General features: G+C 47.8%; 10 protein-coding genes. All 10 read right to left on the reverse strand.

Annotated features, from left to right (window positions below; translation table 11 throughout):
* Positions 1-179: 179 nt before the first annotated feature.
* The gene (cyoD, locus tag C8N47_RS01540) at positions 180-509 is read right to left on the reverse strand and encodes a cytochrome o ubiquinol oxidase subunit IV (RefSeq protein ID WP_107820748.1); all 330 of its coding nucleotides are present in this window, start codon (positions 507-509) and stop codon (positions 180-182) included.
* Between the two features lie 36 nt (positions 510-545).
* Positions 546-1,160, reverse strand: a complete 615-nt coding sequence (cyoC, locus tag C8N47_RS01545) for a cytochrome o ubiquinol oxidase subunit III (protein WP_107820749.1) — start codon at positions 1,158-1,160, stop codon at positions 546-548.
* A complete protein-coding gene (gene cyoB / locus C8N47_RS01550; protein ID WP_107820750.1) occupies positions 1,135-3,174 on the reverse strand; it encodes a cytochrome o ubiquinol oxidase subunit I in 2,040 nt (679 codons plus the stop codon). The genes cyoC and cyoB overlap by 26 nt, the downstream gene beginning before the upstream one ends.
* 29 nt (positions 3,175-3,203) lie before the next feature.
* Positions 3,204-4,157, reverse strand: a complete 954-nt coding sequence (cyoA, locus tag C8N47_RS01555; RefSeq protein WP_320168271.1) for a ubiquinol oxidase subunit II — start codon at positions 4,155-4,157, stop codon at positions 3,204-3,206.
* Between the two features lie 533 nt (positions 4,158-4,690).
* Complete coding sequence (locus C8N47_RS01560) at positions 4,691-5,662, reverse strand: glycoside hydrolase family 43 protein (RefSeq protein ID WP_107820751.1); 972 nt, start codon at positions 5,660-5,662, stop codon at positions 4,691-4,693.
* Between the two features lie 161 nt (positions 5,663-5,823).
* On the reverse strand, positions 5,824-6,960 hold the full coding sequence (locus tag C8N47_RS01565; RefSeq protein ID WP_107820752.1) for an endo-1,4-beta-xylanase: 1,137 nt from the start codon (positions 6,958-6,960) through the stop codon (positions 5,824-5,826).
* Positions 6,961-6,973: 13 nt separating this feature from the next.
* The gene (locus C8N47_RS01570; protein ID WP_107820753.1) at positions 6,974-8,428 is read right to left on the reverse strand and encodes an MFS transporter; all 1,455 of its coding nucleotides are present in this window, start codon (positions 8,426-8,428) and stop codon (positions 6,974-6,976) included.
* Positions 8,429-8,455: 27 nt separating this feature from the next.
* The gene (locus C8N47_RS01575) at positions 8,456-10,375 is read right to left on the reverse strand and encodes a sialate O-acetylesterase (protein ID WP_107820754.1); all 1,920 of its coding nucleotides are present in this window, start codon (positions 10,373-10,375) and stop codon (positions 8,456-8,458) included.
* Positions 10,376-12,886, reverse strand: a complete 2,511-nt coding sequence (locus C8N47_RS01580; protein WP_211316001.1) for a glycosyl hydrolase 115 family protein — start codon at positions 12,884-12,886, stop codon at positions 10,376-10,378.
* A gap of 37 nt (positions 12,887-12,923) precedes the next feature.
* Positions 12,924-14,504, reverse strand: coding sequence for a glycoside hydrolase family 43 protein (locus C8N47_RS01585; RefSeq protein ID WP_107820756.1), 1,581 nt, complete (start codon positions 14,502-14,504; stop codon positions 12,924-12,926).
* Positions 14,505-14,507: the final 3 nt, after the last annotated feature.

Consider the following 14,507-nt stretch of genomic DNA (forward strand, 5'->3'; position numbering starts at 1 on the left):
AACACCAGGAGATGGATACGCACAAACATACGCTCTTGTGACCTACTGTGCCTATGTGGTTCAAAACTTTGTCTTAATCCAGTTCTTCGCAAAATAAAAAAGCAATGCTGGCAGAGCGGAATAGCGATTTCCGGGAACTACCGACATTGCTTCAGAGCAATTCAGACGAAGTGTTGATCTTACATCATGCGCGAGTTCAGCGTTACCATCACCCAAATAGTACCACCAACGAAAATAAAGACCAGTACGGCGGTAAAGGCGATGAAAACAACATTCCAGCGCTGTGCTTTCGACCTGTCCAGGTGCAGAAAATAGCGCAAATGCACCAGCATCTGCATCAAGGCGGCAATGGAAAGGCCGATAAAAGCGACTTTCTTAGGCACTTCTTCCATCATCACAAAGGCAAATGAAATAAGGGTGAAGGCCACGGCCAGCACAAAGCCAATGATGTACGACTTCACGCCCGTGTGGGCAGCCCCGGCAACTTCTGTATGTGTATGATTCGACATATCTCTTTTCAATTTAAAATGACTAACAAAACCGGGTTAAATTAACCCGAACAGGTAAACGAAGGTGAATACACCCACCCAAACGATGTCGAGGAAGTGCCAGAACAAGCTCAGGCGTTCCAGGCGCGATTGCACGCCGGTGGTGAATCCCATTTTGACGATTTGGATGAACATGACCGTCAGCCACACGATCCCGAAGGTAACGTGCAGGCCGTGGAAACCGACCAAGGTAAAGAAGGCCGAGAGGAAGCCGCTGCGATCGGGGCCTGCGCCTTCGCCGATCATGTGTACAAATTCGTACAATTCCATCCCCAGGAAGCCGGCGCCCAGCAAACCGGTAACAACCAGCAGGCTCAGCATTTGTTGCTTTTTCCCTTGTTTCATGGCAATCATCGCGAAACCGAAAGTCACACTACTTACCAGCAGCAACATGGTTTCGATAAACAGGAAGGGCAGCTCGAAAAGCTCTTTGGCCCCGGGACCTCCAGCGTAGTTTTTACCGATGACGGCAAAGGTGGCGAAAAAGGTCGAAAACAGGATCAGGTCGGTCATCAGGTAAACCCAAAAACCGAACGACTTGATTTCCGATTGGTCGTGGTGACCATGATCGTGATCGTGTGCGATATTAGTTGTTTTTGTCACTGTACTCATAAACTTCTTCTTTGCTTGATTTTTCGTTCTCTTCTTCTTTAGCAGCCTGTTTCATCCGGTCGAAACGCAGGTCCTCAACGCGTTTCACTTCCGACGCCGGAATCAGGTAACCATCATTGTCATTCGACCCGGAAATAATAATGGTCGCGATAATACCGATCAAACTGGCGATGGCCAACCACCAGATGTACCAGATCATGGCAAAGCCAAAGGCCAGCGCCAAACCTCCGATGATCACCCCGTAAGGTTGATTTTTCGGCATCTGGATGTCGGCATAAACCGGGTAGTGCTTGTAAGCGGTTCCGTTTTCTTTCATTTCCCAGAAAGCATCCAGGTCGCCAACAACCGGAACAACCGCAAAGTTGTACTCAGCCGGCGGTGAAGCCGTGGCCCACTCCAGCGTGCGTCCGTCCCAGGCATCGCCAGTCGCATCCACCAGCGATTCGCGTTTGCGGATGCTCACCACAATCTGAATCACCTGGCAGGCAATACCCAGTCCGACGATTGCCGTACCGATTGCGGCCGTAATCATATAAGGCTGCCAGCTCAGATCGTCGTAGTGTGCAGCTCGTCGCGGCATCCCCATGAAACCAACCGCGTAAAGTGGCATAAAGGCGACCAGGAAGCCGATCATCCAGCCCCAGAAAGCGCGCTTACCCCATTTCTCATCCAGTTTGAAACCAAACATTTTCGGGAACCAGTAGCTGAAACCGGCAAAATAGCCGAACAGCGCACCCGGGATCAACATGTTGTGGTAGTGCGCCACCAGGAACACCGAGTTGTGCACCACATAGTCAGCCCCCGGAATGGCCATCAGCACCCCCGTCATCCCTCCGATAACGAAAGCAGTCAGGAAGCCGAGCGTCCAGTACATCGGGCTGGTAAAACGAATCCGCCCGCGGTACATGGTGAAGAGCCAGTCGTAAACCTTCACCCCCGTTGGGATGGCAATCAACATGGTCGTAATGCCGAAGAATACATTCACATTCACCGTGTTACCCATTGTAAAGAAGTGGTGCAACCACACCGTGAACGAAAGGATCATGATCACAGCGGTGGCCCAAACCAGCGACTTGTAGGCAAACAGACGTTTACTTGAGAAGGTCGCAACGACCTCGGAAAAGATACCGAAAGCCGGCAGAATAACGATGTACACTTCGGGGTGACCCCACATCCAGAACAGGTTGTTCCACATCATCATGTTACCGCCCATATCGTTGGTAAAGAAGTGCATGCCCAGGTAACGGTCGAGCGTCAGCAAAGTCAGCGCACCGGTAATAACCGGGAACGAGAAGATGATGAGAACACTTGAGGTCAGCGAGGTCCAGGTGAAAAGTGGCATCTTCATCAGGCTCATGCCCGGTGCACGCATTTTCAGGATGGTCACCACAAAGTTGATCCCCCCGAGCAAGGTTCCCATACCGGAGAGCTGGAAGGCCCAGGCCCAGTAATCGACCCCGACACCCGGGTTAAATTCTTTTTCAAACAAAGGCGCCAAACCGGTCCATCCGGTGTTGGCAAACTCGCCCACGCCCAACGAGATCATCATCAGCCCGGCACCGGCAACAGTGAGGTAGAAACTCACCGAGTTCATCACCGGAAAGGCTACATCGCGCGCCCCGATTTGCAGGGGAACGATAATATTCATCAAGCCAATGATGAACGGCATGGCCACGAAAATAATCATGATGGTACCGTGCGCGCCGAATACCTGGTCGAAGTGATGTGACGTCAGGTAACCTTCGTTACCGCCGGCTGCAATGGCCTGTTGTGCGCGCATCATCACGGCATCGGCAAAACCGCGCAACATCATCACCCCGGCCAGGATGATGTACATGATCCCAATTTTCTTATGATCGACTGTGGTAAACCATTCATTCCAAAGGTATCCCCACCATTTTTTATAGGTTACAAGGCCAAGAAGCGCTATTGCACCGATCGTTGAGCTACCCAGGGCGCCCATAATAATCGGATCGTGCAACGGGATATCTGACCAACTTAACTTTCCTAACATATATTTATTCCTCCAATTTTACAGCGTCATTAATGCATTGTCCCATGGCCATGTATGTGCTTATGCCCTTCCGGCCCGGTTCCGTGTTTCATCTCCATCTCGCCATGCTCCGGTGTGTGCATCCACTGCATATACTCCATCATGATGGTGTTGAACAGGTTCGGCTCAACCGACGAAAAGCTGGTCACGGGGTGATTCTGATGAAACATCGCATTGATCTTTTTAAACCGTGCAACAGTTAAGGTATCGGTCGCTTCCTTTACGCCTTTCAGCCAGTTTTCGAAACCTGCATCGGTGGTTGAAATGGCTTTGAAATGCATGCCGGCATAACCGTTACCGCTGTACTCCATATTGTGCCCGCGAAATACACCGACTTCACTGGCCATCAGGTGTAGCCTTGTTTGCATACCAGCCATCACATACATCTGGCTTCCCAAAGCAGGAATGAAGAACGAGGTCATGACCGACCCCGAAGTCAGGCGGAAGTTCAACGGCGTGTTGACCGGGAAAACCAATTGGTTTGCCACAGCAACATTATACTCCGGATACACAAACAGCCAGTCGCTGTCGGTGGAGATCACGTCGATTTTCAACGGCTTGTTTTCCGACTCCAAAGGTTTGTAAGGATTCAGCTTGTGTGTGCTGTCCCAGGTCAGGTAACCCAAGGCAATAATAATGGCCACCGGTACTCCCCACACCACGGCTTCAATCGCATTGGAGTGCGTCCACTTGGGTTTGTAGGTCGCTTTTTTGTTTGAAGCCCGGTAACGAATGGAAAACCAAATAACCATGACAAATACCGGAAGAACAACAATCAGCATTAATAAAAATGCCACTTTAATCAGAAATGCCTGCTGCTCTCCGACCGGTCCGCTCGGCTCAAGTACAACCATTTTTTTGCACCCTCCGAGAATTGCCGCCGTGAGCAGGAACAGCATTCCTTTCAAAATTCCAATCCCTTTCTTTCTAGTTGATGAATTCATACATTAATCCAATTTTTCTTGCAAATCGAAGGTCCACTATGTCAACAGTAAACCCCATCTTTCTATTTTTAGTCGACAAAAAACAACTCCAGGATAGAAAAACCAGAAGTCCCTCCACCATTCAGTTTACCAATTCAAGCAACTGCTTCGTCTAATTCGTTTGCCCAGTTTAGTATGTTCCTGTGCTTAAGTCCCGTTTCCGTTACATTTCAACCGACTGAGCATCGCAACAACAGGAACAATCAACAAATTAAAATTTGAAAAGTTGGACGCATTTAAAAGATTTAAGAATCTTTTTATACTTCGACATCAGAACAACACTTAGCACATTACCTTTCTGGTTTTATCGAAAATGGAACACTAAAAAGACCGAACAAGAGCGAGCATTCCAGCGCAATTACCACCTCAATACCTGGTTGCAAAAAAAGGGAAACACCAGCGGCATTTCCCTTTTTCAAATCAGGATGAACGACCCAAGCCGTAGATCCACTTATCTCCAATAAAACAATATTTCTAAAATCCGGACCGAGTTCCTATTCGCCTCCTCCGTCTATCGTTTTTATAGTTCCGTCTTCGTTGTATTCCATCTCCACAACTTTCAGGCTGCGCAGCCAGGTTTTTCCGTCCGATGGCACACAGTCGTGATGGAATAGGTACCATTTTCCTTTGAATTCGACAATACAATGGTGCGTCGTCCATCCCACTACAGGAGTAAGAATCACACCTTGGTAGGTGAACGGTCCGTAAGGGTTGTCGCCCACCGCGTAACACAATTTATGCGTATCACCGGTTGAGTAGGAGAAGTAATATTTACCCTGATATTTGTGCATCCAGGAAGCTTCGAAGAAACGACGATCGTTGTCGCCTGCTTTGATCACATCGCCATTTTCATCTAAAATGACCAGCGCACGTGGCTCTTCACCGAACTCCATCATGTCGTCGCGCAGCTTCACCACGCGCGAAGGCAATGCCGGCTCATCATCGGCCGGGAAAGCCGCACATTCCAATGCTTTATTGTCACGATAGCGCTGGAGCTGCCCGCCCCACAAACCACCAAAGTACATATAATGCGAACCATCATCATCGCAAAAAACGCAAGGATCGATCGAGTAACTGCCTTTCATCGGGGCATCTTCCGGAATGAACGGGCCTTCCGGTTTGTCACTTATGGCTACACCAATACGGAAAATATCGGTTTGGTCCTTCAACGGGAAATAGATGTAATACTTACCATCCTTGTACGCAGCATCGCAATCCCACAGCTGACGGCCAGCCCAGGGAATATCCTTCACCGCCAGTCCAACGCCGTGATCAGTTACTTCTCCTTCGATGTCCTCCATCGAGAAAATGTGGTAATCACGCATGTCGAAGTGATCACCGTTGTCGTTCTCCGGAATACCGGATTCAACATCATGTGAAGGGTAGATATACAGTTTACCATTGAATACATGCACTGCCGGATCGGCTGTGTACAAGTGCGGAACGAGGTATCTTGCTTTTTTCATTTTTATAAATTTTAGCCTCCCCTACCCCCTCCGGCGGAGGGGAACTAGGAGTGTTGAATTATTTATTTTACTTCTTAACAACTTGACTTTCGGATAATCTGTTCAATTTGAACCAGTCTAAAAAAAGGGGGTCAGATTCTTTTTCTCCCCCTCCGGGGGAGTCAGAGGGGGCTTCTTGTTAATTCAATAATTTTTGCCACCACCGGCTTCGGGTTATTATCGCGGTCAAACAACAGCGGATAGTCTGTACGGCCTTCTATTGGCCAGTAATTACGCCAGCTTTGAGTATCATTCACCCCCCATTGCGTAACTCGTGAAATCACATCCTGGTGCTTCAAGAACAGTTTGAAAAAATCGAGATAGCGCTGTTCAAACTGAACATTAACAGAATCCGGTAATCCGTCTGTATAAGGGTCCATTTTCTGCTGATAGTCGAAACTTGCCGACACTTCGGCCCCCACATTCTGATCCGGAAAAGGCAAAAGCGTGAGGTCCAATTCAGTAATCATCACCTTCACCCCAAGTGCACTAAATGCTTCGATGCTTTTTTCAAACTCGTTGATATCCGGCTGTGTCAATCCAATATGTGCCTGCATACCAATTCCATCAATGCGAACACCTTCCTGCTGCAACTTCTTCACCATGGCAACAACACCGTCCCGTTTTTCAGGATTTGCCATTGAATAATCGTTGTAGTATAACTCGGCATCAGGATCAGCTTCGTGTGCAAATTCAAAAGCCAGCCGAATAAAGTCCTCACCAACGATTTGATAAAACTTACTTTGCCGGTAGGAGCCGTCATCCAGAATTGCTTCATTCACCACATCCCAGCCTTTGATGCGCCCTTTATAGCGACCAACAACTGTTTGAATGTGCGTTTTCATTCGCGCGATCATCTCCTCGCGCGAAATGTCATTGCCCAGACTATCGACAAATAACCAGGGAGGAGTTTGCGAATGCCAAATCAGCGTATGCCCTGTAACAAACATTCCGTTCTGCTCTCCAAACTCTACAAATTTATCGGGCAGCATAAAATCGAACACGCCTTTCTGTGGCTGAATATTCTCACTTTTCATACAATTTTCAGGGACAATCGCGTTAAACTGTTCTTTCACTACGCGCATTGCAGCCGTGTCTTTCCCTTTTATCTGAACTGAATCCAAAGCCGCGCCGATATAAAATTTACCGGCATAAGCGTCCTTCAAAGTGGGAACTTCTTCTACCTTTTTTGCCGGAGTACAGGCAACCAAATAAGCGACAATAGCCAACAGTCCGGTGTATAAAATGTATTTACTCATTTTTCTGTCCTTTCTATTTACGTCTTTCAATCAATTCTTTTTCAATCTGCACTTCCATCTTCTTATTAATCACATAGAAGAAAAGCAGTGTAAATGCGATCAGGAAAGGGACAGCCGAATACACACTCATCAGCATTTTAACACCCGTTGCAACCGATTCCGGCTGAATAAGTTCCTGTCCTGTTGCGACAGCATCCTGGTGCAGGTAGCCGTACAAGCCCAAAATCCAGGCAACCAATGCTCCACCAATTGAAAGCCCTGCTTTCAATCCTACCATCATCGCTGAGAAAATGATTGCTGTAGCCCGGCGGTTGTTCTTCCACTCCGAATAGTCAGCCACATCTGCAATCATAGCCCATAATACAGGAATGGTAACACCATAAAACAGTCCATACAACATCTGGGAAGTGAACATTAACAGCACACTCTTGGGCGGGAAGACGTAAAAGATCAAAATAAATAAGGTGGATATAAAAAGTCCGGTCATGTAAACATCACGCTTTCCGTATTTGTCGGCCAACTTTTTCGATAGCGCAATTCCAACCATCATAAAGATGATCCCTCCGGCATTGAATAAACCGAAGCCCGCAGAAACAGGGTCATTGCCAAAAAAGTTTAATCCTATGCCCGACAAAGCAGCCAATATCGGGCTGATAAAATCTTCGAGGGCTACGGCGTCCACGTAATTATTGAAGTAGTACACGTGCGCCCCGCCTTTAACGGCCAGCGTCACAAAAATCAAAATCGTAACCGTCAGCATGATCAACCAAGGTTTGTTTCTAATCAAATCCGAAAGATCTTCTTTCAAACTTGAAGCTTGCTCGTCAGTAGGAACAATACGCTCCTTAGTTGTGAAGAAAGTAATCAGCAACATTACCGTTCCAACGATGGCTAACCAGGTCATCACCGTTTCCATCCCTACAGCTTTGTCACCTTTACCGGCAAATTCAATAATCGGCAACATAAACACCTGCACAAAAAATTGAGCAAACATAACTGCCGCAAAACGATAGGAAGAAATACTGTTTCGCTCGCCCATATCGCCGGTTATTACACCGCTTAAAGCAGAATAAGGCAAGTTGTTTGAAGCATAAAGCAACAATAACAAGCTGTAAGTTGCAGCTGCATAAATCAGCTTTCCTTTGTAGGCAAAATGAGGCGTTGAAAAGGCCAGCAAAGCCATCACCCCAAGCGGAACAGCGGTGAATAAAATCCAGGGCCGAAATTTCCCCCAGCGCGATTTTGTACGGTCGGCAATGGCACCGATAATGGGGTTGAAAAGAAAAGCAGCGACCAAGCCCACCGATAACATGATGATGGAGGCATCGTTGTTTTTCAATCCGTAAATATCGGTATAGAAAAAGGCTAAATAGGTAATTAAGGTTTGGAAAACCAGGTTCGCAGCCAGATCACCAAGGCTGTAACCGATCTTTTCCAAAACAGAGATTTTTTGTGAATTCGTTGACATCAGGTTTGTGTTTATTGGGTTTGTGTTTTAATTGCTCGTTGTAAACGGAGAAGCCGGAAGGCCCTCCTTATTTTTCAGGTTCGCATCAGCCGGGTTATTCGCCCAGCCATACCGAACCGTAGTGGGGTGCGGGACATTTTCATTCGACACTTTCACCGTATTTTTATCCAAAACGACGGCATGAGCCCATTCAAACCGGCCATCTTCTCCGGCAATCTGGAATCCCTGAAGGAGACTATTGGTGAATAGACCAGATCCTACCGAGGCGAAAGTCAGAACGATGCTGCTATCATCAATTTCCATCGATTGGTAAAGCGGTCCGCTGTAGACCACGCTACTATCTCCATAAGCGACGGACTGCGCCAGCAGTGACAAGCGATGCCCCACCTCTTTTTTATTTAGGGGATGAATATCGTTCCACTCGCCAATGTCGTAAATGACAGCCATCCCGGTTTTGGGTAGCTCAAGCGTGCGGCGCTGGGCATCGCGCAATTCCGCCCAATTGCTTTCGGCCGGCAATTTTTGAGGCTCGCCCAGGTTGGCTAACTGCACAAACAGGAAGGGTAATACGGGACGCTGGAATTGCGTTCGCCAATCCCGAATCAGATCGCCAAACAACTGCCGGTACTCTCCCGGCCGATCCGTATTCGATTCGCCCTGATACCAGATCACACCCTTCAGCGTGTAATTCAGCGCCGGATTGATCATTCCCTTGTAAAGTCCGCCAGGTTTATATTGAAAGAAGGTTTGCGATTCCAACTGCGGCATCTCTGCACCAATCCGGTAATGCCATTGTCCGGTCAAATCGATCGTGTCATTCGGAAACCGCAGTGCATAAGGTTTATCCGGCATAAAGCCACCCCTGCCGCTTTGGCTGATCACCCGAACCATCAACTGGTTTTTGCCGGGCTTCAGAACCGACGCAGGAACATTGTAAATCCGCGGTGGATATTGGTAAGTAATGTTTCCGACGAATTTGCCATTCACAAAGGCTGAATCCGCATCAATAATTCGTCCTAGCCGGAGAACAGCATCCTCGGTCGCCAAGTCATCTGTCAATTCAAACTCTTTGCAAAACCAAAGCGAGCCATTTTTAAAGTCGATATTTTGCTCGCTCCAATAACCGGGCAGGGAAGTCTCGGACCAGTCGGAAACGTCAACGTCACCAGTCGACCAATGATTTACTCCCTGATCTTTTTTATTCAGCTCCTTATGCCACTCCCGGATTCGATTTTGATCGGCCGATTTCACACTGTCAACAAAAGCTGCGGAGCAGCATTGCTGGGCAGTCTGCCAGTAGTTGGGATATTTCTTCAAGCTTGTTTCGCTTAGCCAGGCTTCGGCGGGTGAACCGCCAACGGCAGAGCTAACCAGCCCAATCGGCACCTGATACTTCTGATACAAATCGGCTGCAAAAAAATAAGCAACCGCAGAAAAATCGAGTATGTTTTCGGCGGTCGCTGTCTTCCAATCGCCCCCTTCGTAATCTGTTTTAGTTTCGGTAAAAATGTAGCGCATCGGCACTTTAAACAGTCGAATTTGCGGGTTGTCCACCTTCCTGATTTCATTTTTATACAAATCCATGACCCGGCGAATCGGCAATTCCATGTTCGATTGCCCCGAGCACAACCACACATCGCCAATCAAAATATTTGTCAGTTCAATTTCATTCACTTTCAGCGAGTACGGTCCACCAGCTGCGTTAGCAGCGAGGTCTATTGCCCAATTCCCCTGCTTGTCCGCTTTCGTTTTGTAGCTTTGTCCTCTGAATTCAACATTCACCCGTTCTCCCGCATCTGCCCATCCCCAGATCTTAACAGGCATATCACGCTGAAGCACCATGCCATTGCTGACCAAACGGGGCAGTCTCACGGCTGCCTGAGTTGACAAACCCAGCCCAAGCAACACAATCAGCAGCATCCAGATTTTAATGTTTCTTTGTTTCATCTATTCCGGCTTTTTCAGTTCACTTTGCGGCGCACCCAGGAAACTTGGTTTCAGTCCGCCACAATCGATTAGTATTTTTTGAAGCACGATTCCCGGCTCCAGCAGCCGAATCCGCAACCGATGCACTCCGGTTGTCGTTATTTCGTGTGCTGTTGTTTTCTCAATAATCCGCTCAGCCTGCCACTGCCCCAACTCTCCGCGATACTCCCCATTGATGTTGACAATTTGCTCTTCGCCACCATCAATCGAAATGGCATAGCGCAATCCTTTATTGGCATTGAAATTTAGACTCGGCGAAACCAATACATGTACATCCAGCTTTCCGGTTGTATTAAACCGGATAGCATACTTCAGATAAACTGAATCGGTGTCGGCCGGATATTCATTTTGCGGAAAAGTGGTGATGCCCGAGCCGGTTCTTCCCAATCCAGGAATCACGTTCCAGTGAATTTTGTCGCTGCCTTTTGACTGTTGAAAGTTCGACGCCTCGATGGACACGTAGCCATCGCCCTCAACAAAAACTTTCTCCGAATTTGGCATTTCGGGAACCTCAACGCGGAAAACCTCGGGCATTTTGCGCACCTCAGGTTGCTGCCAATAGGTGTAGCCAATCCGAATCTGATCCATTTGGTGATTCCACTTTCCTCCTGCAATTTGCTGGTTGTAGTGGGCGGTCAACAAAGAATCGCGATCAAAGCACTTTTGGACTTCATCGGCCCAATTGTTTGCTGCGGGATCATTTGCTTCAGCCAATTGGTGGTTTTTCGCTACCGCGTAATACATTTCGTATAGGTTTGAGCTAGCGTTTGTCGGGAACAGCACCAACTGGTCGAAGGCATCTTTGTATTCAATCGGAATCAAGTTGTACAAACGCAAAGCGTCCATCGCCAGATCGCGATAATCGTTGCGAACACGCTCAAATTCATTGTAATTTTCCAGGCTGAAGGTATTTTCATCCAGCAGTTCGGGCGTCACCCGGTGGTTGTACTTGGTGTACAAGTCGATGATCCGGGCAGATTCTTCCGCATAGGCTTCTCCAAACTGTTCGGCGCACCAATCGACTGTATGTTGAAACAGATTTTGCGCATTGAATTGCTCAGGATTCCAGGCCATGTCCAGAAAGAAACTGATCGGGTATTCCATCGGTTTCAGATCACCGACATTCACAATCCAAACCCGATCAACACCATGGCTGTAGGTGAGATTCATTTGTTCCCAAACCCGTTGGATTTGACTCACATTCATCCATTTATAGTTTCGGGGCCCGCCAACATAATCGAAATGATAATACATGCCGTATCCTCCGGGATGTTTCGGCGCATCCATGTTCGGAAGTTTGCGCACATCGCCCCAGTTATCGTCACACAATAGTAATGTCACATCATCAGGCACGCGCATGCCTTTATCGTAGTAGTCCTGCACTTCTTTGTACAAGGCCCACATTTGTGGTGTATCTTCTGCTTTCTTCCCGGTTACTTTACTGATGATCTTCCGCTGGTCGCGAACGATTTTTTCCAGCAAAGCAATGTTCGTTCCTTCGCTCATCGCTTCATCACCGTCGCCGCGCATGCCTACCGTTACAATGGTTTCGAAGTCCTTCATGCGCTCCATGCCTTTGGTCCAAAACGCGGTAAGCACTTTGGCATTTTTGCTGTAGTCCCAGGGGCCCGAGCCGTAGCGACGCCATTCGTCGTGTGCCCGGCCAAGCGGCTCGTGGTGAGAAGTTCCAATGACAATGCCCAGTTCGTCGGCCAGGCGGCCATTCTCCGGATCGTCATCAAAAAAGGCTTTTCCCCACATGGCCGGCCAAAGGTAGTTCCCGTGTAAACGCAGGATCAGTTCAAACAGATGGCTGTAAAATTTGGCATTGAAATCACCAAAATTCTCGCGCACCCAGCCTCCCAAAGCAGGCTCTTCGTCATTCAGGAAAATTCCACGGTATTTCACTTTCGGGCTTTCTGTTACAAAACGACCGACATTGATGGACACCACTGAATGCTGATCAACCGGTACATCGGCCCACCAGTACCAGGGGGAAACCCCCATATCACGTGACAAATTCAGCATGGCATAAATGGTTCCGCGCTTATCGCTACCTGCCAAAACCAGTGCTTTGTCAACTCCGGGGAAGGGATTTTCAACAACCTGTACCAGGCTTTTTTCCCACTGCCCCCGCAGGTCCGACAAATCCAGTTTACCGGATTTCTCCAATTTATCCAGCACCGGATTTTGCCCAACAGTTCCGATCAATACAATATTCTTCTCAGTTGAAATATCGCCAATGATCAGCTTCGGCTCAGCCAGGCCAATTCGCTTCAAATCCTCCGCGAAAAGGTTGGCAACATACTTCACACCCTCATATTCACTCTCGCCCAAAAAGATGGGAGCCGTCTGAGCTTCATCAGACAAGACAAATCCGGCTTCATTTCTTTCAAACAAAACCAGGTCATCGAGTCCTCCGGCAATCAACGTTTTGTTGGAGAGCAACAGGAGAACCAGTGCGAAAAACAATATGCAAGATAGTCTGTTTACCATTGCTTTTAAATCTTTAGCTCAATGCTTTATAATCAAACCAGTCAAAATCGGCGTGATTATTCGATTGCTTCTTGTTCGAGCTTGCGTACATTCCAATGTAAGTGCCTGTGAAACCTTCGTTAACCGTTGAGCTCAGCAGCGATGCTTTTTGATTGGCTACAAAAAGTTTCTCTTCACCATCGGGCAATCGATAGTAAAAATTGTATTTCGTATCGGCACCCCTTATTGTTAATATGACAGTTTTTGAAAATACCCCTTTCACTTCGCTTATCAAAACATTTTTACCGCTTTCAGTCTTGTATAGCCGTACAACATATTCTTCGCCTTTTCTGCCGGCAACAAAGATGTAATTGAAGCGATCGTCGCTGAGCAAAACCATCCCTGCTTCGTCGTAGTCTGCCTTTGGTTCGAACTCCATCAAACAACTGGCTTCAAATTTCTTGTGCTGCTGTCTTCGGCCTACAAAAGCAGGTGTGCAGATTTCATTGATCACTTCCGGTTGCAAATGAATCCGCAGTTGGCCCGGACGTTCTTTCAGACTAAAAAATTCAGTTGAATAAGGATGAATAGTATTCCAAACCAAGTCGAGATCACCATCAAAATCGTCCCGTACTTTTTTCGCGGGGAAAGGATGTGCCGGCAAATTCGGGCGCCGCTCTTTTTCCTGAATTAAACCATGAGGCGTATCCAGTCGAATCCATCCATCTTCGTCCCAAATAATCGGAGCCAAAAAGGTCTCGCGCCCCAGGTTGTAGTTGATTCCTTCGTACGGTCGCACTCCCAGCAAAACCATCCACCATTCGCCGTTTTGGGTTTCCACAATGTCAGCGTGGCCAACTACCGAAATCGGATGCATCAGCGACAAATGCCGGTGCGAAACAATCGGGTTGCGAGGGCAAATCTCGTAATGTCCATCAATCTCTTTGGCCCGAGCCATCATCACACTATGGTTGGTAAAAGTGCCACCCTCGGCCACAATCATGTAGTAGAAACCATCTTTCTTGTAGATGTGCGGCGCTTCGATCCACTTGCTGGTGGTACGATTCCCGTTCCAGACGATTTTCTTATCGCCAATAATTTGAAAGGTTTCGGGATCCAGCTCACACATATAAATCGCATGATGCCCCTCGTACTCTTGCTGGTCGTAAGGGATGATGCAGTTCCCAGCGTACCAAACACGTCCATCGTCATCAAAAAACAGCGACGAGTCAATTCCGTCGGCCCCCGCCACAAAAACCGGATCGCTCCAAGGGCCTTCCGGTTTTTCTGCGGTTATGATGTAGTTGTCTCTGCGAGCTTCCCTACCCTCAGACACAAAGGTGTTTATAATGTAAAAACGCCCTTTGTGATATCTGATGGTAGGTGCCCACAAACCCAAAGATGTCTCACAGTTTTTATAATCCAGCTGAGTGGTGCGATGAATACCATGCCCGATTTGTTGCCAGTTTACCAGGTCTTTGCTGTGGAAAATCGGCAAGCCGGGATAGTAAACAAAGGATGACGTTACCAGGTAGTAATCGTCGCCAACCCGGCAAATGGACGGGTCGGGATAGAAGCCACTCAGAATCGGATTTTCGAAATATTGATGATCCATTGA

This window comes from Mangrovibacterium marinum (assembly GCF_003046625.1).
GTDB lineage: Bacteria > Bacteroidota > Bacteroidia > Bacteroidales > Prolixibacteraceae > Mangrovibacterium > Mangrovibacterium marinum.

What these genes read in the sequence shown, in the direction of transcription:
- cyoD (WP_107820748.1), bottom strand. Translation starts at nt 509, where the DNA reads ATGTCGAATCATACACATACAGAAGTTGCCGGGGCTGCCCACACGGGC.
- cyoC (WP_107820749.1), bottom strand. Translation starts at nt 1,160, where the DNA reads ATGAGTACAGTGACAAAAACAACTAATATCGCACACGATCACGATCAT.
- cyoB (WP_107820750.1), bottom strand. Translation starts at nt 3,174, where the DNA reads ATGTTAGGAAAGTTAAGTTGGTCAGATATCCCGTTGCACGATCCGATT.
- cyoA (WP_320168271.1), bottom strand. Translation starts at nt 4,157, where the DNA reads ATGAATTCATCAACTAGAAAGAAAGGGATTGGAATTTTGAAAGGAATG.
- C8N47_RS01560 (WP_107820751.1), bottom strand. Translation starts at nt 5,662, where the DNA reads ATGAAAAAAGCAAGATACCTCGTTCCGCACTTGTACACAGCCGATCCG.
- C8N47_RS01565 (WP_107820752.1), bottom strand. Translation starts at nt 6,960, where the DNA reads ATGAGTAAATACATTTTATACACCGGACTGTTGGCTATTGTCGCTTAT.
- C8N47_RS01570 (WP_107820753.1), bottom strand. Translation starts at nt 8,428, where the DNA reads ATGTCAACGAATTCACAAAAAATCTCTGTTTTGGAAAAGATCGGTTAC.
- C8N47_RS01575 (WP_107820754.1), bottom strand. Translation starts at nt 10,375, where the DNA reads ATGAAACAAAGAAACATTAAAATCTGGATGCTGCTGATTGTGTTGCTT.
- C8N47_RS01585 (WP_107820756.1), bottom strand. Translation starts at nt 14,504, where the DNA reads ATGGATCATCAATATTTCGAAAATCCGATTCTGAGTGGCTTCTATCCC.